Raw genomic sequence first — 25,077 nt, 5'->3', positions numbered from 1 at the left:
ATGCTGCGCTATCTCGGCAAGAGGTTCCTGCTGATCCTGCCCACCATCTTCGTGCCACTGATCCTGGTGTTCCTGCTGCTACGGCTGTCGCCGGGTGATCCGGCTGGCATGATGCTGGGCGACCAGGCCACGCCCGAGCAGATCGCCGCCCTGCGGGCGCAGATGGGGCTGGACCAGCCTTTCTTCGTGCAGTTCCTGCTCTGGCTCAAGAATATCGTGACGCTCAATCTGGGTGACTCGCTGTTCTTCCGCGAGCCGGTGATGCAGATCATTCCGCGCTATGCCGGGGTGACGATCCTCCTGACCATTGTGGCGCTCACCCTGGCCGTCATCATCGGCGTCACCATGGGCCTGATCTCGGCCATGAACCGCAACAAGCCCATCGATCGCGGCGTGGTCGCGACGGCCGTATTGGGCATTTCTCTCCCCGAATTCTGGTTTGCGCTGCTGCTCATCTTCGTTTTCTCGGTCACGCTGCGCTGGTTTCCAGTGGCCGGCTACAATCCGCCTTCCGCCGGCATGATTGCCTTCGGCGCCACCATCTTTCTGCCGGCGCTGGCACTGGGAGTCCGCCAGTCGGCGCTGATGACCCGAATGATGCGGTCGTCCATGCTCGATGTGCTCAATGAGCCCTATATCACCACGGCCCGCGCCCAGGGCCTGCCCGAAAGCACCGTCATCGGCCGCTATGCCATGCGCACTGCCGCCATGCCTGTCGTGACCGTGGTGGGGCTGTCCGCCGGCTACATGCTGGGCGGCGCCGTTGCCATCGAACTGATCTTCGCCCTGCCGGGGCTGGGCCGGCTGCTGGTCGAGGCCGTGGGCCGGCGCGACTATCCGCTGGTGGAAGGCGGCGTGCTGACCATCGCGCTGGTGCTGGCCTTTCTCAACCTGCTCATCGACGTCATCTACGCCCTCGTTGATCCAAGGATACGCTACCAATGACCCTGTCTCCGGCCATGGCGGCACCCATTCCGACAGCGGCACCGGCACGGCCCACCGTGCTCGAAGTCGAAGGGCTTAGTCTGGCGTTTCGCAATGCCGACCGTCTGCTGCCCATCATCACCGACGTTTCCTTTTCCATCCGTCAGGGCGAAGCTGTGGCGCTGGTGGGTGAATCGGGCTGCGGCAAATCCATCACGGCCCTGGCCGTCATGGGACTGGCGCCGGATAATGCCGTGATCACGGGCGATATAACCCTCAACGGCCAGCCCATTTCCGGCCTGTCCCCGCAGGATCGTCGCAAGCTGTGCGGCCGACATATGGGCTTCATCTTTCAGGAACCGATGACGGCCCTGCACCCGACCCTGACCATCGGGCGGCAGATGACCGATACGCTCAAGCACAATCTTGGGCTCAGCCAGCAGGCCGCCACCAATCGAGCTGCCGAGCTGCTTGATCGCGTCGGTATCCCGCGGGCGCGCGATATCCTGCGCGGCTATGTGCATGAACTGTCCGGCGGCATGCGCCAGCGCGTCATGATTGCGCTGGCGATTTCCTGCGGGCCTTCGCTCATCATTGCGGACGAACCGACCACAGCACTCGACGTCACCATCCAGGCGCAGGTGCTCGACCTGCTCGACGACATGCGCCGCGAACTCAACCTGGCCATGCTTTTCATCACCCACGATCTCGAAGTGGTCGGCGAGTTCTGCGACAAGGCGGTGGTGATGTATGCCGGCGACGTCGTCGAGCGTGGCATGAGCGCCGATGTGGTGCAGCACCCCGCCCATCCCTATGCGCGCGGCCTTATCGACGCCGTGCCAGCGCATGACGACAACCGCACCAGGCTGACCCCGATCCTGGGCACGGTACCGCCGGTCGGCGCCTGGCCGGAAGGCTGCCGTTTCGCGCCACGCTGCCTGCGTGCCACCGAGGCCTGCCAGACGCGGCCCGCGCTCGAACAGCACGACGCGACAACTATCCGCTGCTGGCATCCGCTGGAGAGATCGTCATGACCGAAGCGCCCATGCTCGCCGTCGCGGGCCTCTCCAAGAGTTTCCGGGCCGTGCAGGCCGTCCGCGATGTCAGCTTCACTATTCCACGCGGCAAGACCTTCGGCCTTGTCGGGGAATCGGGCAGCGGCAAATCCACCACGGCGCGGCTGGTGCTGCGGCTGGTCGACCCCACCAGCGGCTCCATCACCTTCCGCGAACGCGATCTCGCCCGGCTTTCGTCGGGCGAGCTGCAGGCGCGAGCGCCGCCATATGCAGATGATCTTCCAGGACCCGTTCGGTTCGCTCAATCCACGCATGAGCGTGCGCGATACGCTGGTCGAGCCACAACTGGTGCATGGCCTGGGCACGACCGGCGAACAGTTGCGGACCGCCGAACGGCTGCTGGGCGAGGTCGGATTGCCCGTTGCCGCGCTCGATCGCTATCCGCATGAATTTTCCGGTGGCCAGCGCCAGCGTATCGCCATTGCCCGCGCCCTCGCCACCAATCCGGACCTCATCGTCGCCGACGAGCCGGTCAGCGCACTCGATGTGTCGGTACAGGCGCAGGTGCTCAACCTGATGCGGGACCTGCAGGACCGGCACGGCACGACCATGCTGTTCATCTCGCACGACCTGCGCGTGGTGCAGTTCATGTGCGACGAGATCGGCGTGATGTATCTCGGCGAGATCGTCGAGCAGGGGCCGCGCAATGCCATCTATGGGGCGCCGCAACACCCCTATACCCAGGCCCTGTTGGCTTCGGCGCCCGGCAAGGGGCAGGACAAGCGGGCCCGGCTGGCAGGCGAAATCCCCAGTGCGCATGCCGTGCCAAGCGGCTGTGCCTTCCGCACGCGCTGCCCGCATGCTTTTGCGCGCTGCACCGCGGAAAAGCCGGCCATGCACGATCTGGGTGGCGGCCAGAAAGCGGCATGCCACCTGCTCGACAAGGCAATGGCTGCATGACCGACACGATCGACGTCACCAGTCGCCAAGCGATCTATCGCGGCATTGTTACCGGCGAAGGTCAGAGCTTCCGCGGCATTCGCTATGCCGAGGCGCCGATTGGCCCGTTGCGCTTCCGGCCACCGGTACGGCACGAGAATTCCGGTCTGGTCGATGCCACGACCTTTGGCAATGCGGCGCCCCAGATGCAGCGCCGGGCGCCAGCATGGATGCCGCGCGGCGCCGGCTTCCAGACCGGCGAGGATTGCCTCAATCTCAATGTCTACACCCCTGCTGCCGATGGCGCGAAAAGGCCGGTCATCGTCCATGCCTTTGGCGGCGGCTTCCAGGGCGGCGCGGCGCAGGGCGGCTATCATGACGATGCCGGCTTTGCCGCGCGCGGCGACGTGGTCCTGGTTCGGCCCAATATGCGCACCGGCGCGCTAGGGTTCCTGCATCTCGGCCCCGCCATGGGCGACGATTACGCCGCGGCCAATCGCGGCATGCTCGATTTCGTTGCCGCGCTGGAATGGGTGCGGGACAATATCGCGGCCTTCGGTGGCGATCCTGATAATGTCACCCTGATCGGCATGTCGTCAGGGTCGTTCACCATCGCTGCCCTCTTCGGCATGGAGGGCGTGGCAGACCTCTACCGCCGCGCCTGGCTGATGAGCGGACCGGCCAGTCGGATCGTCATGCCCGATACGGCGACCGCCATAACCGCCACGTTTCTGGACAAAGCCGGCATTGCACCGGGTGACACCGCGGGCCTTGCCGCGCTGCCGGTCGAAACGATCCTGGCCATTCAGGAGACAGTGCTGGCGACGCATCTGGGCGAGCGCAATGCGCCGGGTGGCAGGACATTGGGCATCGTGCTGGATGGCACCAGCCTGATGCGCCACCCGCTCGAAAACCTCGCCAGCGGCCGGTTCAGGGATCACGAGCTCGTCCTGGGCTGGGCCCGCGACGAGGCGCGCATGTGGTATGCCTTCGGCATCATGCCCGAAGTTGCCGACCGCGCTACCCTGCTGGCCTCGATTGCGCGCTTCCGCCCCGAAGACCCGGCCGGTGAACTGGCGCGGCTCGAGGCCGAATTGCCCGGCCGCAGCTGGACCGAATACGAGGAAATCTTCCTGTCGCGCGCCATCTATCGCGACCCTGCCCTCGCCACCGCATCGGCGCAGAATACGGCTGGCGGCCGCGCCTATACCTATGAATTTGCCTGGGTTCCGCCCTTCGAAGGCGGCCGGCTCGGGGCGGCACACGGCTCGGACGAACCCTTCGTCTTCGGCAATGTATCGCCCGACCGCATCCCCCTCACCGCCGGCGACAACCGGGCCGACGCCCTGGCCGCCGAAATGAGCACGGCGCTCTATGCCTTCGCCCGCACAGGCGAGCCGACATGGGCGCTGGCAGATGGCATCCAGACATTCAAATGAGCTGCAATCCAAGGTCGGGCAACTGCTGAATTGACCAGGCGGTAAGGGTGAGCCTCCCTATGGCTCGCCGACGTTCACATGAGCATCATGAAGGACTTCCGGGCCGTTTATCGCCGCGCCCCGTGTTCACTTGAACATATCCTTTGCCAAATGAAAATTGCATTGCTACGACTCGGCGATGCGAGGACGGAGATCCTCTGCTTAAAAAACATCGGAGGAACCATCCAATGAAGAAGCTTGCGCTCCTGTTGTCGACAGGTGTGATCGCCGCACTGGCCCATGCGCCCAATGTTGCTGCCCAGACCGAAATTGCCTGGTGGCATGCCATGGATGCCGAACTGGGCAAGAAGCTCGAGGAAATCGCCAATGGCTTTAACGAGAGCCAGTCGGAGTTCAAGATCGTTCCGAGCTACAAGGGTACCTATCCCGAGACCCTGACCGCCGCCATCGCCGCCTTCCGCGCCAATGAGCAGCCCGCCATCGTGCAGGTCTTCGAAGTGGGCACCGGCACGATGATGGCCGCCAAGGGCGCCGTCTATCCGGTCTACCAGCTCATGGAGGACAATGGCGAACCGTGGGATCCGTCAGGCTTCCTCGCCCCGGTGGTCGGCTACTATTCCGATACCGACGGCAACATCCTGTCGATGCCGTTCAATTCCTCCACGCCCATCATGTATTACAACAAGGACGTGTTCGAGAAAGCCGGCCTGGACCGCGAAACGCCGCCCAAGACCTGGGCTGAGCTCGAAGCCATGAGCCGCCAGATCATGGAATCGGGTGCGGCCCCCTGCGGCTTCACCAGCGGCTGGATCACCTGGGTGCAGACCGAAAATCTCTCCGCCATCCACGATCAGCCCTATGGCACGCTGGAGAATGGCTTCGGGGGCCTCGGCACCGAATTCACCTTCAACGGCCCCGTGCAGGTCAAGCATTGGGACAACCTCAAGAAGTGGGCTGACGAAGGCCTGTTCGAATATGGCGGCCCGGTGGGCGGTGGCGACGCTCCGCCCAAGTTCTACGCGCAGGAATGCGCCATCTACATGAACTCCTCGGCCTCGCGTGCCGGCGTGATCAACAACTCCAAGGAGTTCGAGGTCGGCTTCGCACCCCTGCCCTATTATGACGACGTGACCACCGATCCGAAGAATTCGATCATCGGCGGCGCCACGCTGTGGGCGCTCAATGGCAAGGACCCGGAAGTCTACAAGGGCGTGGCCCAGTTCTTCACCTATCTCAGCCAGCCTGAAGTGCAGGCGTCCTGGCATCAGTTCACCGGCTATCTGCCGATCACCAATGCCGCCTATGAGCTGGGCCAGGAACAGAACTACTACGCCGACAATCCCGGTTCGGACATTGCCATCAAGCAGATCACCCGCGGCACGCCAACGGCCAATTCCAAGGGCGTTCGCTTCGGCAACCTGACCCAGGCCCGGACTGTGGTGGATGAAGAGTTCGAAGCCATGCTGGCCGGCACCAAGACCGCCCAGGAAGCGCTCGATGCCGCCGTCGAACGCGGCAACCAGATCCTGCGCGACTTCGAAGCCGCCAACCAGTAGGCCTCCGACCCCGAAGCCCGCTCCACCCTCCTGGCGAGGGTGGAGCGCCATAGTCGCCGTCTAGCGCGACCCAGAACGAGGCGGAGCATGCAGGCCAAACGAACCATCTTTCCCAACAAGATTCTTCCCTACATGCTGCTCGTCCCGCAGCTTGCCGTTACCCTGATCTTCTTCATCTGGCCTGCCTTGCAGGCACTCAAGTCCTCCTTCGAGCGGGAAGACCCGTTCGGTTTCCGCACCACCTTCGTGTGGTTCGAGAATTATCGCCGGCTGTTCATCGACCCGAATTATGTCGGCTCGCTGAGCAAGACCGCGGTCTTTGCCTTCAGCGTGACCGTGCTGTCGATGTCGCTGGCGCTGATCCTGGCGGTTGCAGTGAACCGCGTGCTGCGCACTAACAGGCTCTACACGACCCTGCTGGTCTGGCCCTATGCCGTGGCGCCAGTCGTCGTGGGCATATTGTGGTGGTTCATGTTCAACCCCACGATCGGCATCGCCCCTTATCTGCTGCGCGCGGCAGGCATCGACTGGAACCACCGGATCGATGGCACCGATGCCATGATCCTGGTCATCATCGCCGCCAGCTGGAAGCAGATTTCGTATAATTTCTTGTTCTTCGTGGCAGGGCTACAATCGGTGCCGCAATCGCTGATCGAGGCCGCCGCCATTGATGGCGCCGGACCCTTCAAGCGTTTCTGGACCATCGTTTTCCCGCTGCTGTCGCCAACCACGTTCTTCCTGCTAATCGTCAACATGAACTACGCCATGTTCGACACGTTCGGGCTCATCGACGCCACCACCCAGGGTGGTCCGGCACAGGCGACCAATATCCTGGTCTACAAGGTTTATACCGACGGCTTCATCGGGCTGAATATCGGCTCATCCTCCGCCCAGTCCGTAGTGCTGATGATCATCGTCATCGCGCTTACCGCCATCCAGTTCCGCTATGTCGAGCGGCGTGTGCAGTATTAGGGGTGCGGCGAGATGATTGAAAACAGACCTTTCCTGGCCTTCCTGACCCATCTGGTGCTGATCATCGGCGTCGTCATCGTGGTGTTTCCGGTCTATCTGGCCTTCGTCGCCTCCACCCATGGCAGCGGCGACTTCATGCGGGGGCTGGTGCCCCTGCTGCCCGGTCCGCATCTGGTCGAAAACTACAGCTTCATGCTCAACGAGGGCATTTCGACCGCCGGGGCGCCACCGCTCTCCATCATGCTGCTGAATTCGCTGGTGATGGCCATTTCCATCGCCGTGGGCAAGATCGCCATCTCGATCCTCAGCGCCTATGCCATCGTGTTCTTCAAGTTCCCGTTCCGGCTGCTGGCCTTCTGGATCATCTTCATCACGCTGATGCTGCCAGTCGAAGTGCGCATCATCCCCACCTTCAAGGTGGTGGCGGATCTCGGCATGCTCAATTCCTATCCGGGCCTGATCATTCCCCTGATCGCCTCGGCTACGGCCACTTTCCTGTTCCGCCAGTTCTTCCTCACCGTGCCGGACGAATTGATGGAAGCCGCGCGCGTCGATGGTGCGGGGCCGATGAAGTTCTTCCGCGATATCCTGCTGCCGCTCAGCCGCACCAATATCGCGGCGCTCTTCGTCATCCTCTTCATCTATGGCTGGGTGCAGTATCTGTGGCCCCTGCTGGTGACCACCGACAGCCGCTACTACACCGTCGTCATGGGCATCAAGCGGCTGGCGGCCACCGCCGATTCCGAGCCGCAATGGAACTTCGTCATGGCCGCCGTGATCCTGGCCATGCTGCCCCCCGTCCTCGTCGTCATATTAATGCAGCGCCTGTTCGTTAAAGGCCTGGTCGAAACCGAGAAGTGAGAAAATGGCAAGTATCGACATATCGGGCGTCAAGAAAGTCTATGGCGGCGCCGTCACCGCCATCCACAGCCTGGACCTGGCCATTCCCGATGGCGAACTGGTCGTGCTGGTGGGACCCTCGGGCTGTGGCAAGTCCACCCTGCTGCGCATGATTGCCGGCCTCGAAGCGATCACCGAAGGCACGATTTCCATCGACGGCACCGTGGTCAACACCAAGGAACCGGCCGAGCGCGACATCGCCATGGTGTTCCAGAACTACGCGCTCTATCCGCATATGACAGTGCGCGGAAACCTCGAATACGGCCTTAAGAATCGTGGCACGCCGCGCGACGAGATCGACCGACGGGTCACCGAGGCCGCTCGCATTCTGGAGATCGAGCCCTTCCTCGATCGCCGTCCGCGCCAGCTTTCGGGCGGGCAGCGCCAGCGCGTTGCCATGGGCCGCGCTATCGTGCGCCAGCCCAAGGCCTTCCTGTTCGATGAACCCCTCTCCAATCTCGATGCCAAGCTGCGCGGGCAGATGCGTATAGAAATCAAGCGCCTGCAGCGCAACCTGGCCACGACAAGCGTCTATGTGACCCACGACCAGCTCGAAGCCATGACCCTGGCCGACCGACTGGTGGTGATGAATGGCGGCCGCATCGAGCAGGTGGGCGCACCGCTGGCTCTCTATGAACGCCCCGAGACGCTGTTCGTCGCCGGCTTCATCGGTTCGCCGCCGATGAACCTGATCGATATCGATGATCTGCGTGACAAAGGCGCGCTTGCGCTTCCTGACGGCTCCGATCTCGTCGGCATCCGGCCCGATACCATCCAGTTGTCGCCCCCTGAAGGGCAGCATCTGGTGCTCGAAGCCACCGTCGAGCTCTACGAACCGATCGGCGGTGAGAGCCACCTGCATATGCGGCTGGATGGCAGCGGCCAATTGATCGTGGCGGCCGTACCGGCACGCACCGCGGTCACCGAGGGAAGCCGGGCAACGCTCTATGTGAGCATGACGGACCTCCATCCATTCAACAAGGAAACAGGACAGCGGACGGACTGAGGCAGAGCGTCACCAGGGGACGAGCAGATGACAGACAGCCGGCCCTCGGATCACCGGGAAATTCACGCGCAGAGGATCGTCCTTCGCAACCGGCCGATGCGCGCCCGGTGATGTTCTCCAACAATTCACAGATGTTCCTTCAATGACATGAGCGATCCTCGGCTTTCCGATCGGCAGAACGACATCCTCGCGCGCATCGGCGCGCGGCGCGCAGCAGATCGACCTGCTGGCGCAGGATTACGGCCTGACCCCGCAGAGCATCCGCCGGGATATCAACGCACTCTGTGCCTTGGGCCTGGCACGGCGGCTGCATGGCGGCGTCGACCTGCCGGTCATGGCGCAGAACACGCCGATCAACGCCCGGGCGAGCCTGCACAGCCGCGCCAAACGCCTCATCGGCGCCCATGTCGCGCGGGACATTCCCAATGGTTCGACGGTGTTCATGGGGATAGGGACGACGGTGCGTTTCGTCGCCGAGGCGCTCCGCGGGCATGCGGGGCTCACCGTGGTCACCAATAATGTCGAGGTTGCCCTGATCCTTGGCGATGTCGAGGGCATCGAACTCCACCTTACCGGCGGCGTCTGGCGGACGAATGACCGCGACCTCGTGGGCTCCGACACGATCGGCTATTTCGAGAAGTTCCATGCCACCCATGCCGTGGTCGGTGCCGGCGGACTGCATCCGACGAGCGGCGTACTCGATTTCAGCTATGAAGAAGCCCAGATCACCAATGCGATCCTGCTTAATTCGCGCAATCGATACCTGGTGGCGGATGCCAGCAAATGGCTGGGAACGGCCGCGGTGCGCGTGGCGCCATTCTCAAAATTCACCTGTTTAGCCACCGACCTGCTGCCGCTGGATCAGGAGAACAAGGAAAGCCTGACCCAAAGCGGCATACACGTCATGCTCTGCGGACCACAGAACCGCTAGCCGCCACTACGGCGAATTGTACCTTCACGCGATCTCGACGCCAGCACCGGAGCCTGGAAGGAGTCGTTTGTTCGCTTGATTTCTTCAGGCCATCCAGTTCATTTGACGCTGGCGAGGGCAGTCCGGGAATGGCGGGATTTATGGCTGGAGGTACGGGCCCTGCCTCCACGGCAGATATTCCGGAAATCGCCGGTTTGCTGGCGCGGGCTTTCGATGATGATCCCGAGCTGCGGGCCTTCGTGGATGGCCAAGAGCGGCAGAAGCGGCTGCGCTCATATCTCCAAGCCGAGGCTTGCCTGACCCTGGACACGGGTGGGGTGATCGATCTCTACCGAGACACCGACGGCCAAGCCGTGGGAGCTGCCGTGTGGGAAGCGCCGAGCGCCCGAGGGATGCTGTTGCAAACCGTGCGATATGGGCCTGCCATGCTGGCGGCGGTTGGCTTGCGGGGCCTGCTCAACTGGCTCACCTACCGTTCCGACTTCAAGCGCTTCCAGCCCGCTCGACCGCATTGGCATCTGGTGCGCCTAGCGACGGATGCCAGTGCACGCGGACAGGGTATCGCCACTGCGCTGCTTAGAGACCGCCTCGACATGATCGACCAAGCGGGGGGAATTGTTCACCTCGAGGCATCGGGCCCTTCCAGCGCCAGGCTTTATGAACGTTTCGGCTTTGCGGCCGTTGGCGAATTCACGCTACCGCCCGACACAGTGATTGTCGCCATGACCCGGCCCGCGCACCAGCACGCCATCACGGCCCGTCATCCCTGAACGCGTGGCGCGTGGCCGTCCCCCGTGCCGGGTTCAGGTAGTTCAGGGCCAGCGGCAACAACTTGCCGAGCGGGCCGCGGAACCGCAGCAGCATCCATTGCAGATGCATTATCGCGCCGAAGTCGGTCTTGGGGCCGTGCGTCGTCATTCCCATGTCGAGCACGGATTTGCCTTCACTGATCGCCAATTCGACAATGCTGGCGAGCACAAGAAAATAGGCGCCGTCCCGGACACCGCCCGTCTCGCGGCCAAAGGATAGCCAGCGCAGGATGCTGCCGTCATCGACCACCAGCGCATGCCCCACACTGGTCTCGCCCTTCAGCACGTCGAGCACACGCACCCGCTGACCCAACGCATGGTCGAGTTGGGCAAAGAAGCTGGGCGCCAATTGTTCGCGGCTATATTCGGTGGCGAATTGACGGACATTCTCGCGTTGCCGCGCCAATCGCTCGCCCCGGTCGCCGATACGGCCAGTCCAGCGTGCATGCAGCCCCGATTTTTCGGCCAAGGCCAGTCCGCGCCGCACCTTCTGGCGATGCCGGCTCGTCATTGACGCTAGATAGTCGGCATAGGACGCCCATTTGATATCGAGTGACATAGTGGGGAGGCTTTCTCCCCTGGCATAGCCCGCCAGTTCGAACGCGGCGCTCGCCTCAAGCTCCGGCTCGAGAAAGTCACGCAGCACGATGAGATGCACGCGTTCGCTGGCTGCCAGGCGTTCCAGCGCCTCGCAGATGACAGGCGCCAGCGCCGCAATCGCGGCACCCGGCCGAATACCAATGCCATTGCCCGGACCAAGTGGACTGCCGCATTCGAGAATGCGCGGCCGCAGGAACCAGGGGACCAGCCGCTGGATGCGTTCGGCCACCCACTTGATGGGACCTGCCGAAAACATGACCAGCGATGTGGGGATGATATAGGCGGCAACTGCCACGACAATGTCCGCCGCATCGTCGCGGATGACAATATATTTCGGCGTGCAATCGCCGAGGGCGCCACCTTCCGACGAGCGCAGCCAGGCATGGCTCTGGAACAGCCGTTCCGGGCCGAATACCCGGTCCCATTCTACGGCCCCGATGTCGTCGATCGTATCGTGAACCGTTACCTGCATATCAGCCGCTGCAGGTTCCAGGGTTGAAGCCAGGCCGGACGCGAACTGAGACGCGGGAACCCGACAATATCGGGATTCCCTGCGTCTTCAGTTCCTAGAAGCTGCCCTTTACGCCCACGGCCAGTGCATGGGCCATAACGCTGGAGTTGACGGTGGTAGAGCCACCGAAGGCATCATTGTGGGTGAATGCGGCCTGGCCGCCGAAAAGCGCCGTGTAGTCGACAGTCAGATCCATCGAATCGGCGATCTTGTACTGGAAACCAGCGCCGATGCGCGCTGCCGGCACCATGCTGCTGCCGGTAATGGTACCGCTCGAAAAGCCCACGGTGTCGGTATAGGTCAGGTTGGAACTGACATGAGCGGCACCCAGACCTGCCGAAAGGTATGGAACGAAGTTGCCGAATTGCGTGAAATCGTAATAGCCCAGCGCCATAGCGGTGGTGGTCGTTACATTGCCATCGAGAGAGCCGCTCGAGGGGGCTCCCCAGGGATAGGTACCTTCGAAAGAGCGACCGGCATTGATCGCGATGCCCAGTTCCAGCTCGGCCCGCACCTGGGGGCTAATATGCTTGCCGACCGCAACGGCCCCGGCAAAGCCGGCATCGAAGCTCGATTTACCCGATGGGCCGACACCAAAACCGGTGACCGAGGTCGTGTCGATGGTGCCCGGCAGCGCGATGCCGACCTTGCCCGAAACATACCACGGCAGCGCGTCGAATGCGGCCGCGTCGTAGACGACGGACCCGGACGGCACAGCGTCCTGTGCCGACGCGGCGCCGCACGCCAAAACCGACAATACGCCTACCGCTGCAACAAAGTTTTTATTCACATCGCCCTCCAGCAGGTTGAGGACGTTGTCCTCGGCCCCTTCACCCGGGCAAACTAGTGCTGCTTTGCGATTGCTGACAAGATGTCAACGGGCCGTTGTAACCGCGTCGCGAGCGCTTTAGAAAACAGGCGACGCGGACTGTTGCCCAAAAGTCACCAATGTTCGGCCGGGATATGGTCATCGTTTCGCCTGAATTGCCCACGGCCCCCAGAGTGCCCGCATGGAGTGCCAGAGTTGAGCTTCGACCCCGCCCGTGAGGGGAAGGAATCCATGGGGACGTCCATAGCCCTGATGGGCATGGCCTGCCGATTTCCGGACGGCGCCAACACACCGGACAGTTTCTGGCGCCAGTTGCTCGACGGGCGGAGCGCTATCGGCGAAATCCCGGCGGATCGCTTCTCGATCGCGGCCCATGTCGATGCCAATACCGAAGCACCCGGCAAGAGCTATACGCGCTGGGGCGGCTTCATCGATGACGTCGCCGGCTTTGACCCTGCAATGTTCGAGATTTCTCCGCGCGAGGCCCAGGCCATGGATCCGCAGCAGCGCCTGCTGCTGATGGTCGCCTATGAGGCGATGGAGGATGCGGGCCTGACGCGGAACCTTCTCGGCACGGTCCGCACCGGCGTTTACGTGGGCGCCTCCTCTTCCGACTATGCATCCCTGCAGCGCCTGCAGCGCACCCATAGCGATATCTATGCCGGAACCGGCTCCGCCCTGTCGATCGTGGCCAACAGGGTTTCGCACCGCTTCAATCTCAGCGGCCCCAGCCTGTCGATCGACACGGCATGCTCCTCCTCGCTGGTCGCCCTCGACCAGGCCGTCACGGCCTTGAACAGCGGCCGGATCGACATCGCCATCGTCGCGGGCGTCAACCTGTTGATCGACCCCGCAACCTTCGTCGCGTTTTCAAAGGCCGGTATGCTTTCGCCCACGGGGACGCTGTCCGCCTTCGATCGCCGGGCCAATGGCTATGTCCGTGGCGAAGGCATCGGCGCGATAGTGCTGATGCGCGAGACCGACGCCCTGGCGCAGGGACGACGGACGCGGGCGCTGATACGCGCCACCGCCGTCAACCAGGACGGCCGCACACCGACGCTGACCGCGCCCGACCTGCATGCCCAGCAGGCCATGATGGCCGCGCTCTGCAATACTGCGGATATCGCCCCCCATGACGTGGATTATGTCGAAGCGCACGGCACCGGAACCCCGATTGGCGATCCCATCGAAGCCGCAGCCATTGGGCATGTCTTCGGCGGCGCGGGCCGACAGGCGCCGCTGCTGTTTGGTTCGGTCAAGCCCAATATCGGACACCTGGAATCCGCCGCCGGCATTGCCAGCCTGATCAAGGCCGTCCTTGTTCTCGAAAATCGTCTTGTGCCGGCCAGCATCAATTCCGAGGAGCCCAATCCGGCCATTGCGTTCGAGGCGCATAACATGGCGGTGCCGCAAGCGCCGGCAGCGCTGGGAAGCAATAGTGGTTCGCCGGTCTTCATAGCGGTCAATTCCTTTGGCTTCGGCGGGACCAACGCCGGCGTGCTGCTGCAAAGCGCTAATTCGGTACGCCCGGCTTCCGAAAGCCCGCAGCCGATCGAAAAAACTGTCGCCGTGCCGCTATCGGCCGCCAGCGCAGAAGCCTTGCGCCAGGTGGCCGGCCGCCTGCACGCGGAAGTTGTCGAGGGCAGGCTATCGGAGCGCAGCCTGGCGGACATTGCCGCCTCACTCGGGACCATGCGCGAAGGCCTGCCGCATCGGGCTGCCGTTATTGCCGCCTCTAGGCAGGAACTGGCAAACAGCCTGTCCGAGATGGCCGAGCGGGACGTGCCGCCACCCGTCCGCGGCGCGCTGCCGGCAATCGTGTCCGGTTCACCGCCGCCGCGCAGCAGGCTGGCATTTACTTTCGCTGGTCAGGGCGGGCAATGGTGGGGCATGGGGCGGCGACTGCTGCTCGAAGACCCGACTTTCTCTCGCGCCTTCATGGAATTCGACCAGGGTTTCGAGGCGTTGTCCGGCTGGTCTGTCCACGCTGAACTGCTGCGCGACGAGGCGCAGTATCGCCTCGATCAGTCCCGCTATGCGATGCCGGCGATTTTCGGCGTTCAGATCGGGCTCGGCGCGCTCTGGCAATCCTGTGATGTGCGGCCCGACTTCGTCCTGGGGCACAGCTTTGGAGAACTGGCGGCGGCCTATCTTGCCGGAGCAATCAGTCTCGAGACCGCGACGCGCATGATCCATGTGCGCTGCCAGATCCGCGAGAAGCTGGGAACCGACGGCGCCATGCTGGCGGTCGGCCTGGCCCCGGCGGAAGTCCAGGCTCTGCTCGGACCCGACAGCCAGATAGACATCGCCGCCCTTAATGCCGCCTCCATGGTTACCCTGGCGGGGCCGCCCGCCGAAATGGCGCAATTGTCCGCGCAGCTGGCCGAGGCGCATCCATCGGCACAGGTTCGGCCGGTACAGAGCGATACCGCTTGGCACTCCCGCCAATTGGCGCCGCTGGAAGACTGGTTCCGGGGCGAAATCGGCGACATTGAGTGGCAGGCGCCGCAGGTGGGTTTTATCTCCACCGTCACCGGGCAGCCTGAAAGCCGGCTCGATGCCGATTACTGGTGGCAAAACCTGCGTCAGCCGGTCCGCTACCGGGATGCCGTGCTGATGGCGCTTGATCTCGGCGCCAATGCCTTCCTTGAACTGTCGCCGCACCGGGTGCTGAGCGGCCTTAACGCGACCAATGCCGCCGAGCGCGCCGTTCCCGTGTCGGTCGTCAACTCACTGGTGCGAAACGAAGATGACTTCCGCGCCGTGGCGGTCGCTACTGCGCAGCTCCATTGCAGCGGCCGGACGATCGACTGGCAGGCGGCAACGGGCGGCAACGCGCAGGCGAAAGGGCTTCCGACCTATCCCTGGCAGCTATCGCCCTATTGGCGGCACTCCGAAGAAGCGCGCGATCTTCTGCACGACAGCGCCGAATTTCCACTGCTCGGCAAACGCTCCCCGGGGCCTGATCCGGTCTGGAGCAATGAGGTCAGCCTGGGCGCCTTCCCGTTTCTCCGGGATCATGCGGTTGGCGGCGACGTGGTGTTCCCGGCAGCCGGCTTCATCGAGATCATGCTCTGCGCCGGACGCAACATCTTCGGCGACGTGCCGATCGAGATCGAGAATTTCGAGATTTCGGCCGCCCTCTTCATCGGCGCCGATGAGCGGGTGCTGTTCTCCACGCGGTTCGACGCTGCCCGCCATCTCATCGACGTCAGAACCCGCACCCGCGATGGCGCGCCAGAATGGATATTGCGGGCCAGCGCGCGGCTCCGCCCGACCGATGTGATGCCCGGCCTTCCGTTCCCGCTCGATGCACAAGCGGGTTCGCCGCTGAGCGCCGACGACTTCTATGCTCAAACCGCATCGGCCGGCTTTGGATATGGCCCCGCTTTCAGGACGGTGGCGAGTGCCAGTGTGACGGCAGAGACGGCAAGCGGCGCGATCGTGGCACCCGACCAGGTCTCGCTCGAGGGCAGCCTGGCCCACCCATGCCTGCTCGATGGTGCCCTGCAGCTCACCATAGCGATGCTTGCTGCCAGCCGGACCGCACCCGGCGAGCCAGAAAATCCGAGCGCTGCGGCCCAGACACTGTACCTGCCGACGGCGCTGCGCCGGCTGCGCTTTGCCGCCCCCTGACCCGGCACATCTCTGTCCAGATGAGGCTGGAAAGCTCGGAGGCAAAAGCGGTCACCGCCGATTACAGCCTTGCCGATGCGGATGGCCGCTGCCTCCTCTCCATCGACGGGCTGGAAATGCGACAAGTGGGGCAACAGGCCACGAAGACCGATGCCGAAGCTGGAAAACCCGCCTATTACGCCGAAACCTTCATCCCTTTCCAACCCGGGGAGCAGGCAGGGTTAAGCGGGAACTGGCTCATCCTGACCAGCGATAGCAGTGCCACCGAAAGCCTGACCGCGGGGCTGGAACAGGCTGGCGCTTCCGTCATCGCATTGGACCTGCCGACCGCGGCGGCGGACGAAGACCTGCTGTCGCGAACGCGCACCCTGACGGCTGACGCAGCGGCGCAGGTCGATTCCGTGATTTTCCATGTCTCGGGCGATGGTATCGGAGAGGACGATCTGGTCTCCCGCAGCGAGCAACATGTCCTGCACCTGATCGCGGTAGCGCAAGCCCTTCAGGCGCTCGACACTCCACGGCGCGTGCGCGACGTCATCATCGTGACCCATGGGGCCCGCCTGCTACCGCAGGACAAGCCAATGTCGCTGGCCGGCCTGGCGGCCTCCGCAGTGGTCGGCCTGGCCCGAACCATCGCCTCCGAAAATCCGGATATACGCATCCGCCAGATCGATAGTCCACGCGACGAGATCGAAGATGTGGTTCGAATATTGGCGGCAGCCGACAGCGAAGAGTCCGAGTTCGTGTTACGGGGCGGCGCCAGCTATGTCCCGCGCCTCGTCGCCGATAGTCGCTCGGACCTTCCCGGCGGCCTCGTCGATATCGACCTGACATCGGCAACGGACAATTTCCAGCTGACGATGAAAGCCCCGGGATCGACCGCCAGTCTTTTCCTCGAGGCCTGCCCGAGACCAAGCCTGGCGCCAGACGACGTACTGGTCGAGACGGCCGCGGTGGGCCTCAATTTCCGGGATGTCATGGCGGTGACCGGGCTGTTGCCGGCCGGCGCGGAACCCGACCCGGCCTGGCTCAATCTCGGCCTTGAATTCTCCGGCACCGTTCGGGCGCTCGGCAGCAATGTGCCGGAACTGGCTGTCGGCGCCCGGGTCATGGGCATGGCGCGGGCCTGTCTTCGGGGCCTCGTCGCGGTTCCCGCTCGGACGCTCGTGCCCATTCCATCGGCCCTGTCCCTCGAAGAGGCGGCGTCCATCCCCTCGGCCTTCGCAACGGCCCACTATGCGCTGGCACATGCCGGCCGGGTACAGAAGGGCGAACGCGTTCTCATCCATCTGGGCAGCGGCGGCGTTGGCCTTGCCGCTATTCAGGTGGCCAAGTCCCTTGGCGCCGAGGTTTTCGCCACTGCCGGGTCCGAGGAGAAACGCAGCTATCTCCGAAGCCTGGGCCTTGCCCATGTCTTCAATTCCCGCTCGCTCGGCTTTGCCGACGACATCCTGACCGCGACCGGCGGCAAGGGCGTCGATGTCATCCTGAACGCCCTGCCAGCGCATTTCATCGCCAAGGGGCTGGACGTCCTGGCGCCGTTCGGACGGTTTCTGGAGATCGGCAAGCGCGACGTCTACGCAGATACGCCCCTGGGCCTGCACGGACTGCGCCGCAATATTTCGGTCCACGTCATCGATCTGGCGGCAATGGGCACGGACCGTCCCGACTTGCTGGCGAGCATTCTGGCCGAAGTGCTCCAGCGCTTTGCGGACAAGGTCTATATCCCGACGCCAATCACCTATTTTCCCGTCGATCGCGCTGCCGATGCTTTCGATCTGATGGCCAGGGGCAGGCATATCGGCAAGGTGGTGATCGGCCTTGAATCCGGCGCCCGTACGGTACGCGCATCATCCAACCGTGCACTGGTGGCCCGCCAGAACCGCAGCTATCTGATAACCGGCGGCACGGGCGGCTTCGGCGTGGAAATTGCCCGCTGGCTGAGCCGGCACGGCGCAGGCCACCTCATCCTCGCTTCGCGTTCCGGTACGCTGCCTGCCCGGCACGAGGGGCTCGCCGAAGAACTGCACGCGTCGGGTTCAACGGTCGAAGCCGTAGCGCTCGATCTGACCGACGAGGCGGCGGTTGACGCATTCATTGCGGATCGCACCCATTCCGACCAGCCACTAGCCGGCATCGTACATGGCGCCGCCGTGTTCAAGGATGGCCTGCTGGGCCAGCTCGACGCGGCATCCATTCGCGCGGTGCTGCAGCCCAAGGTCGCCGGCGCCTGGGCGCTGCACCGGGCCCTGGCAAAGTCCGGGGCCGCGCTGGATTTCTTCCTGTCCCTGTCATCGGTGGCCCAGTTGCTCGGCTCGCTGGGGCAAGCCAATTATGTTGCCGCCAACAGCTTCCTTGATGGCTTCGCAAGCTACCGCGCGGGACACGGCATGCCGGCCCAGACCGTCAGCCTTGGCGCCCTGGGAGAGGCCGGTTTCGTGGCCGACAATGCGGCAATGAGCAGTTATCTCGAAAGCCTGGGCATATTGCCGATGGCGAGTGCCGACACCCTTGATTTGCTGGAAGGGCTTGCCGTCAGCAGCGCGACCTCGCGCAGCATCGCTGCCGTCGACTGGAGTCGGGTCCGCGGTGCATTCGGCAGCCAGGGGGTAACCCCACGCCTTGCCGGACTGATGCCGGGCACGCGCAAAGGCGACCATAAACTGCGCCAGATGCTCGCGGCATCCCCTTCTGCGGCGTGGCCGGCCCTCCTCCAAGAGTTCCTCGTCGAAGAAGTCAGCTGCGTCCTCGACGTCGAACCTAAACTGGTTCCGGTCAATCGGCCACTGGCCGAACTGGGGCTGGATTCACTCTCCTCGATCGAGCTCAAGAACAGGATCGAGACCAGGCTGGGCCTGACCATGACAGTCGGGGCTTTCCTGCAGGCGCCGACGCTGGAAAAGCTGTCATCCGTCATCGCCAGCGCCCTCGAAGAGCAGGCCCGATCCGAGCGTGAAATGCCGGGCGGGCCGGGAGCTCTGCCCGCAGCCGAGCAGCAGGCGGTGTTTTCGGACCGCCAGCGCTGGGCCATCCAGCGCGCCCTGGCGCCGATGACCTCAGACGCCGGCCGGGCGGCCCTCGAACAGGTGGCTCGGCGCCGCCCCGACAGCCCGCGCGCCCTCGCCGATATCGAGGAAGCGCTCTCCCGCCTCTGCAGCATTGCGCCACATCTTGCGCTGCACTGTGACCCCGCGAGCCGCACCCTCCTTATGCGGGGGACGCCACCTGATATTGTCGTGACGCAATCCGTCGCGGATGCCCTGGCGCGCCCACTCGATATTACGAGCGGTGAACTGCTTCGCATCGCCGCGTCCGAGGAGAATGACGTGGTCGTCGAACTCGGCCTGCGCCTGCACCTGGCCATCGACATCGAGGCCGACAGTGTGCTCAACGCACTGGTGAGCGACGACCCCGGCCTGATCATCCGCCACGAACCACCCGACATCGACAGGATCGCGGCAGAAGCCCGTACGCGTGCACTGCTGGAGCCCTGGGCCTCCGCCGTCAAGCTGCCGGGCGGCACCAGGCCGGTGCTGGCCTCAACCGCCGGCCTGAACATCGGGCGGATAGTTCATCGCGACGTGCTGCAAACATCCGCCAGGCTGTCTGAAGCCGACTGGCTGCTCGCCTTCGCGCAGGCTGTCGAGACAGTCACCGGGCGCCGCGATCTCATGATCGAACGTTTTGTCGACGCTGAGCCTAGCAGCTTTCCTGTCCGCGTGGCCCTTGCGCCGGACAGGTCGCTCGCCCTGGCGATAGTCAACCATCAGCTGTCTCTCAGCGAGCCCGTTCTGGAGACATGCTCGATGGAGCTCTTGCTGGCCGAAGAACTGGACCTGGCCAATGTCCAGGCACGTCAGCTCGGCTTCTCGTTCCGGGACGAGCACGACCCAGCTATTCCGGCGTGGAACGCGCTGGCAGCCCACATTGTGACCTTCGAAGGCGGCACGCGGGTAACGCTTGCCTATGACGAACAGGCAATCGATGAGGCAAATCTGCAAAGGCTCGTGACAGCGCTCGCCAACGCCCCCGGTCAGACCGCAAACCCGGTCACACCGTCGCCCGCAATTGCCGCCCTCCCCAATGGTTCGATCGACCAGAAAACCGCGCGCGATTTGCCGGCTACCCAGCCGCTCCCGGGATACCCGGTTAGCGCCGCCCTCACGAACCTGCTCGACGAAGTGTCGGACCCCGCAGCGACCGAAACACTGCGACGCGCCTCCATGCTGTGCCAGGCAATCCGCGTCCGTCCCGGCGTCGATGTTCAACGGCTGCAGCGGGCCGTCAGCAAGGTTGTCGATCGCCACGAGTTTCTGCGCGCCCGGTTCGCCCGCCATGACGGGCAATGGCGGGCTCTGGTGCTCGACAGGGTCGCGCCATTGACAGTTCGCGACCTGGACGCAGCCGGTGACGTCGAACTTGCGCAAGCCATGCGCAGCATTGCCGAGCGCCCGTATGACGTGAGCCGGCCACCATTGATCGAGGTTCATCTTCTGCGGCTGGGCGCAGGCGGCGACGTGGTGTTGATCAGGCTGTTCGAAGGGGTGGCCGATGGCTGGTCGCTTGGCGTCGTTCTTGACGATCTGATCAGAGCATATATCGGGCTCGACCTCGGGCGGCGTCCACCGGGCATGTCGCAGATTTTGAGCCTGGCGTCCCACCCCGTCTCGAGCCAGGTCCACCGCGCGGGGGTCAGGATAGATCGCCTGCAGCTGGGGCCAAGCCGGGTTCGAACCCTGCGCCTCGGGCTTGGCGGCGCGGAAGCCCTTCGGCAGCAGGCCGCCACGTTGGGCACGACCGAAAATGGCCTGCTCGCCGCTTCGTTCGCCCAGGCGCTGGTCGCTACAGGGCACGGTACCCTGCCGGAACTCGGAACCTATGATCCGGCGCGCGGCGACCCTCGGCTTCGCCGCGCCGTAGCCTTCCTGAGCCGCATGGTCCAGCTCGATATGCCCATGGATGGCAACGTCGCCCAGGTTGCGCGGCAGCTAGATGCGCAGTTCCTCGACCTCGCGGCGAAACCCGGCATTCTGGGCGCCGTACCGGCATTCATCTACGCGCCGCTGCTACCCCGGCAAATGCTCGATCGCTCCCTGTTCGGGCCTGCCATGCGCCAGCTTTCAGATGGCCGCGTATCCGTCATGTCGATGGAAATCGAAGCCATCGACATCGCGCCATTCGGGCTGCAGGAAGGGCGCCTCCAGTTGCGCCCGCTCTCGACCCATGGCGGGCTGGAGCTCAATTTCTACTACGATATCGAGAGCTTCGCCGACGCGGATATATCGGCACTGGGCCGCACCCTGATTGCCCTCGCGGGGCTACCGCCATCGATAGTCGAGGGCGAGAATTTGAGTGCCCCTCTTGCCGCCTCCGAAGATATCGAGGCGCCCAAGCATAGCCTGGAAACCACATGACAGCAGGACAGCCCTGGGTTGCCGTGTGGTTTTTCGACCTGGCTGCGCAGGGCCCTCGACTGCTGGAAATCGGGCGGGCCAGGCACCTTCTGGAGCCCGGCGTCATCGAACGGTCCTCCAGATTTGCTTCAACCGCTCAGGCGGAACGATTCCTGGCGTCCCGCGCGGCCCTGCGGCTGGTTCTTGCGGAATATGGTGACGGCCACCAGCAGTTCGCTGTCGGCCCTCTTGGCAAGCCCGCCCTTGGCGGCGCGCTTGGCTTCAACCTTTCCCGCACGGACGAGGCCGTCATCATCGCCGTTTCCAACGCCGAAGTGGGCGTCGATATCGAACGCCGCCGACCGGTCGCGCTAACGGACCTGCTGATTGCCGAAGTCAGTGCGATCCTGCCACGCATCGGCTGGCCTGCCGAAACAGATACCCAGCTTCGGGCATGGACCGTGCTGGAGGCCTGGGTGAAATACCACGGGCTCGCCATGCCCCGGCTGCTCGACGAAAAGGCGCTGGCTTCCCGCATGATCGGGGAAATCGTATCCCGCGACGTCGAACTGACGTCCCTTGTCCTGCCACCGCATATTTGCGGAACACTCTGCACCGTGCGGGAGCCGACCATACGCTACGAGAGCAGCGGCCGGCTGACTTCCTAGAGCGCTGCTATCACTGCGCGAGGTTCGATCTGGGATATTCGAGCTGCATCGCCACGACATTGGTGGTGCTTTCGCCATAGCGCGCATTGATTGCCTGGAGCGTCTGGTCCAGCGCGGTCACGGGGTGCTGCTCGGAAAAATCGGCGACGCTATTGGCCTTCGGCCAGTCCTGCATGATCCGGTCGGGGAGGATGCGGAGGCCATTTTTCGTCACGACGGCAGCGTCCGAAGCGGCGAAGCTGACGCTCCTGGAGCGATAGGTCCGCGACCAGGCATCGGCCACAAGGGCCAGTGACACCTCGTCCATATCGGGCTTGAGGGAAATGCCGAACTCGTCACGGTTCCAGAACGCCATCGTATTGGCGAGAACCGTGGTGGCGAATGGGCGGGTGAACGTGAATGCGCCGCTCGCATGCTGCGCGCCCCAATAGTCCACGCCGAGATCGCGCGCCACTGCCTCTGCCCGCTCCCGGCCGCCAATGGCCTCGACCAGTGTCAGCATCATGGGCATGGATGCGGTGATGCCGGTCGTCGTCACGACGTTCCCGTCCATCACCATGCGCCGGTCGGGGACATAATCTATGGTCGGGCTGCGTCGCAGCAGGTCACGCAGATAGAACCAGTGCGTCGTCGCGCGCTTGCCGTCGAGCAGGCCTGCCGCGCCGACGACCTTGGCGCCGGCACAGACGCCGACGACGATGGCGCCCTTGTCCGCCTGCTGCTGGAGCCAGGCCAACACCGTGGGATCGTCATCCCGGCTCATCGCCGGCACGATGACGTAGTCGGCGCCCTGGGGATGGCTGGCATCGAATTCCGCAATGGTGGCATCGGGCTCGACCTTGAGTGCAGGATAGAGCTGAACCGGGCCGGGCTCGGTCGCCAGCATGATCACATCGGCAATGTCCGCGCGCCGCAATATCCCTGTCGGCATGAGGTAATCGGTGGTCTCGGTCGCATCATTGAGGCCGATAACGGCCACGACCGGCCGCTGGCCGGCGGGGGGCTGGAGCGCCTCCAGCATTGCTGCCGTCTCGGATGCGGGCACTGGCGGCGCAGATGCCGCCGTGCCGGGCGGAAGCATGGCAAGCCAGATGCCGAGGCCACCCGCGGCAAGAATGACGACCCCGACGACGCCCCATGCGGCAACTACACGCTTCCTCACTTTTCGCTCCCGTATCGCAGCAGATGTTGACAGGACCCTAGCGCAAGATGGAAGCTGTCCGAAATGACATAAATCGGGCGAAAACTGCCATGACACGACGGATCGGTTTCGTCATTCATCCCGGCTTCCAGTTCCTCGACGTCGTCGGCCCCACGGCCGCATTCGAGATTGCCTCCCGCTACGTGCCCGACGGCTACGCTCTCGAAATCCTGGCTCCAACGGCCGGAATGATCGCCAGTTCCTCCGGCCTCGAGCTGGCGGCGACGACATTGGATGCCGACGGGCTCGACACGATCGTGGTTTCCGGCGGCCAGTTGGTCTGGGACATGGCGGCTTTCCACACCATCGTCGCCTGGTTGAAGTGTGTGCGCCCGCGCCGGCTGGCAAGCGTATGCTCAGGAGCATTCCTGCTCGCCGAGGCCGGCCGGCTTGATGGCCGTTCGGCCACGACGCATTGGGAGAGCACCGAGCGGTTTCGGCGCAGCTATCCGCGTGTCCGCCTCGAGCCCGACCGCATTTTCACGCGGGATGGCGACATGTGGACATCGGCAGGGATTTCGGCCGGCATAGACCTTTCCCTCGCCCTGATCGAGGACGATCACGGGCCGGCAATCGCCCGGCTGGTCGCCCAGCAGCTTGTGGTGCATAGCCGTCGGCCCGGCGGGCAGTCGCAGTTTTCCGGCCTGCTTGAGCTCGGTGGCCAGTCAGGGCGCTTCGAAGCCCTGGTGGCATGGGTCAAGGCCAGCCTGGCCGAGCCGCTGACCATCGAGCAACTGGCGGAACAGGCCGCCATGAGCCCGCGCAATTTCGCGCGCGCCTTTCTTCGGGAAATGGGAACGACACCGGCCAAGGCGGTAGAGCAGCTTCGGCTCATCGCGGCGCGCGATGCCGTCGAAGCGGGGCTGGGGTCTTTCGACGAGATCGCCCGCCGCGTCGGCTTCAAGGATGCCGGCCGGATGCGCCGCGCCTTCCTGCGCGTCCTAGGCCAGCCACCGCAATTGCTGCGGCGCTCCCTTCGCGCGACACAGTAATTTCAGTCGGTCCGCACCAGGCTCGCGGCGGCCTCGTCGCAGAATACCAGAACCCTGGTATGGCTTTGCAGTGCCGAGGCCGGGCAAGCGGGCGTCTGACCGGCCCGGAACGCCATTTGCAGCGCCTCGGCCTTGGTGGCGCCGACCGCGACCAGCACGATTTCTCGGGTTTCCAGGATGGTACCGATACCCATGGTCACGGCAGTGGGAGGCACCGCCTCGCTCGCAGGGAAGTCGGCCTTGTTGGCTTGCTGCGTCGATGGCGTCAACTCGACCTGACGTGTGCGGCTGTCAAAGGCCGATCCCGGCTCATTGAAGCCGATATGGCCATTCCGGCCGATACCGAGCAATTGCAGGTCGATGCCACCCGCCGCCGCTATGGCCGCTTCATAGTTCCGGCAGCCCGCTTCGATATCGCCATCGACCGCCGGCAGGAGCCCCTTCCCCTCCGGGAGGTCGACATGATCGAACAGGTGGCTTTGCATATAGGCGCGGAACGAAGCGACGTGGCCGGACGGCAGGCCCACATATTCGTCGAGGTTGAAGCTGGCCGCCCCGGCAAAAGACAGACCACCGGCCCGGTACCGCTCGACCAGCGCCGCATAGACGGGGACGAATGTATTGCCTGTGGCGAGGCCAAGCCGGATGTCCGGCTGCGCGGCTAGCCGCTCAGCCAGATAGGCGGCCACGGCATCGGCCGTCGCCGCGGCGGATGGGAAGATACGGAAATCTGGATTGGTCATGGAAGCGATCTT

At 64.1% G+C, this 25,077-nt stretch carries 17 protein-coding genes and 1 pseudogene; 14 read left to right on the top strand and 4 right to left on the bottom strand.

Going from position 1 to position 25,077, the window contains the following annotated elements; all coding sequences use genetic code 11:
* From FPZ08_RS18980 to FPZ08_RS18935, 10 genes and pseudogenes are all read left to right on the top strand, one after another.
* The gene (locus tag FPZ08_RS18980; RefSeq protein ID WP_146291860.1) at positions 1 to 945 is read left to right on the top strand and encodes an ABC transporter permease; all 945 of its coding nucleotides are present in this window, start codon (positions 1 to 3) and stop codon (positions 943 to 945) included.
* On the top strand, positions 942 to 1,958 hold the full coding sequence (locus FPZ08_RS18975; RefSeq protein ID WP_246132716.1) for an ABC transporter ATP-binding protein: 1,017 nt from the start codon (positions 942 to 944) through the stop codon (positions 1,956 to 1,958). The genes FPZ08_RS18980 and FPZ08_RS18975 overlap by 4 nt, the downstream gene beginning before the upstream one ends.
* Positions 1,955 to 2,900: pseudogene (locus FPZ08_RS22690) on the top strand (ABC transporter ATP-binding protein). Before FPZ08_RS18975 ends, FPZ08_RS22690 begins: the two are co-directional and overlap by 4 nt.
* Positions 2,897 to 4,318, top strand: coding sequence for a carboxylesterase family protein (locus FPZ08_RS18965; protein ID WP_186767081.1), 1,422 nt, complete (start codon positions 2,897 to 2,899; stop codon positions 4,316 to 4,318). The pseudogene FPZ08_RS22690 and the gene FPZ08_RS18965 overlap by 4 nt, the downstream one beginning before the upstream one ends.
* Before the next feature lie 227 nt (positions 4,319 to 4,545).
* Complete coding sequence (ugpB, locus tag FPZ08_RS18960) at positions 4,546 to 5,874, top strand: sn-glycerol-3-phosphate ABC transporter substrate-binding protein UgpB (protein ID WP_146291856.1); 1,329 nt, start codon at positions 4,546 to 4,548, stop codon at positions 5,872 to 5,874.
* An 87-nt stretch (positions 5,875 to 5,961) separates the two neighbouring features.
* A complete protein-coding gene (gene ugpA / locus FPZ08_RS18955) occupies positions 5,962 to 6,846 on the top strand; it encodes a sn-glycerol-3-phosphate ABC transporter permease UgpA (protein ID WP_146291854.1) in 885 nt (294 codons plus the stop codon).
* Positions 6,847 to 6,858: 12 nt separating this feature from the next.
* On the top strand, positions 6,859 to 7,707 hold the full coding sequence (ugpE, locus tag FPZ08_RS18950) for a sn-glycerol-3-phosphate ABC transporter permease UgpE (protein WP_146291852.1): 849 nt from the start codon (positions 6,859 to 6,861) through the stop codon (positions 7,705 to 7,707).
* A gap of 4 nt (positions 7,708 to 7,711) precedes the next feature.
* Positions 7,712 to 8,752, top strand: coding sequence for a sn-glycerol-3-phosphate import ATP-binding protein UgpC (locus tag FPZ08_RS18945; protein ID WP_146291850.1), 1,041 nt, complete (start codon positions 7,712 to 7,714; stop codon positions 8,750 to 8,752).
* Between the two features lie 154 nt (positions 8,753 to 8,906).
* Positions 8,907 to 9,683, top strand: a complete 777-nt coding sequence (locus FPZ08_RS18940; protein ID WP_425457611.1) for a DeoR/GlpR family DNA-binding transcription regulator — start codon at positions 8,907 to 8,909, stop codon at positions 9,681 to 9,683.
* A gap of 128 nt (positions 9,684 to 9,811) precedes the next feature.
* Positions 9,812 to 10,453, top strand: coding sequence for a GNAT family N-acetyltransferase (locus tag FPZ08_RS18935; RefSeq protein ID WP_146291848.1), 642 nt, complete (start codon positions 9,812 to 9,814; stop codon positions 10,451 to 10,453).
* Here the strand turns inward: FPZ08_RS18935 and FPZ08_RS18930 are convergent.
* Together FPZ08_RS18930 and FPZ08_RS18925 are read right to left on the bottom strand one after the other, a co-directional pair.
* On the bottom strand, positions 10,434 to 11,564 hold the full coding sequence (locus tag FPZ08_RS18930; protein WP_146291846.1) for a peptidogalycan biosysnthesis protein: 1,131 nt from the start codon (positions 11,562 to 11,564) through the stop codon (positions 10,434 to 10,436). The genes FPZ08_RS18935 and FPZ08_RS18930 overlap by 20 nt on opposite strands.
* 94 nt (positions 11,565 to 11,658) lie before the next feature.
* On the bottom strand, positions 11,659 to 12,393 hold the full coding sequence (locus FPZ08_RS18925; RefSeq protein ID WP_186767080.1) for an outer membrane protein: 735 nt from the start codon (positions 12,391 to 12,393) through the stop codon (positions 11,659 to 11,661).
* Positions 12,394 to 12,663: 270 nt separating this feature from the next.
* Between FPZ08_RS18925 and FPZ08_RS18920 the strand changes: the two genes are divergently transcribed.
* The 3 genes from FPZ08_RS18920 to FPZ08_RS18910 are packed head-to-tail and all read left to right on the top strand — an operon-like array spanning position 12,664 to position 22,129.
* The gene (locus FPZ08_RS18920; RefSeq protein WP_186767079.1) at positions 12,664 to 16,068 is read left to right on the top strand and encodes a type I polyketide synthase; all 3,405 of its coding nucleotides are present in this window, start codon (positions 12,664 to 12,666) and stop codon (positions 16,066 to 16,068) included.
* Between the two features lie 20 nt (positions 16,069 to 16,088).
* Positions 16,089 to 21,482 (top strand): SDR family NAD(P)-dependent oxidoreductase, encoded by a 5,394-nt coding sequence (locus tag FPZ08_RS22465; RefSeq protein ID WP_342780190.1) that lies wholly within the window; start codon positions 16,089 to 16,091, stop codon positions 21,480 to 21,482.
* Positions 21,479 to 22,129 (top strand): 4'-phosphopantetheinyl transferase family protein, encoded by a 651-nt coding sequence (locus FPZ08_RS18910; protein WP_146291838.1) that lies wholly within the window; start codon positions 21,479 to 21,481, stop codon positions 22,127 to 22,129. Before FPZ08_RS22465 ends, FPZ08_RS18910 begins: the two co-directional genes overlap by 4 nt.
* Before the next feature lie 10 nt (positions 22,130 to 22,139).
* Here FPZ08_RS18910 and FPZ08_RS18905 read toward each other — a convergent pair whose 3' ends face one another.
* Positions 22,140 to 23,291, bottom strand: coding sequence for a DJ-1/PfpI family protein (locus FPZ08_RS18905; RefSeq protein WP_425457555.1), 1,152 nt, complete (start codon positions 23,289 to 23,291; stop codon positions 22,140 to 22,142).
* An 89-nt stretch (positions 23,292 to 23,380) separates the two neighbouring features.
* Between FPZ08_RS18905 and FPZ08_RS18900 the strand changes: the two genes are divergently transcribed.
* Positions 23,381 to 24,322, top strand: a complete 942-nt coding sequence (locus tag FPZ08_RS18900) for a GlxA family transcriptional regulator (protein ID WP_146291836.1) — start codon at positions 23,381 to 23,383, stop codon at positions 24,320 to 24,322.
* 2 nt (positions 24,323 to 24,324) lie between these two features.
* Here the strand turns inward: FPZ08_RS18900 and FPZ08_RS18895 are convergent, their stop codons facing one another.
* Positions 24,325 to 25,065, bottom strand: a complete 741-nt coding sequence (locus tag FPZ08_RS18895) for a glucosamine-6-phosphate deaminase (protein WP_146291834.1) — start codon at positions 25,063 to 25,065, stop codon at positions 24,325 to 24,327.
* Positions 25,066 to 25,077 lie beyond the last annotated feature (12 nt).

It is taken from the genome of Devosia ginsengisoli (assembly GCF_007859655.1).
Taxonomy (GTDB): Bacteria; Pseudomonadota; Alphaproteobacteria; order Rhizobiales; family Devosiaceae; genus Devosia; species Devosia ginsengisoli.
Note: the sequence above shows the minus strand (reverse complement) of the source record. Positions and strands in the feature narration are given on the sequence as shown.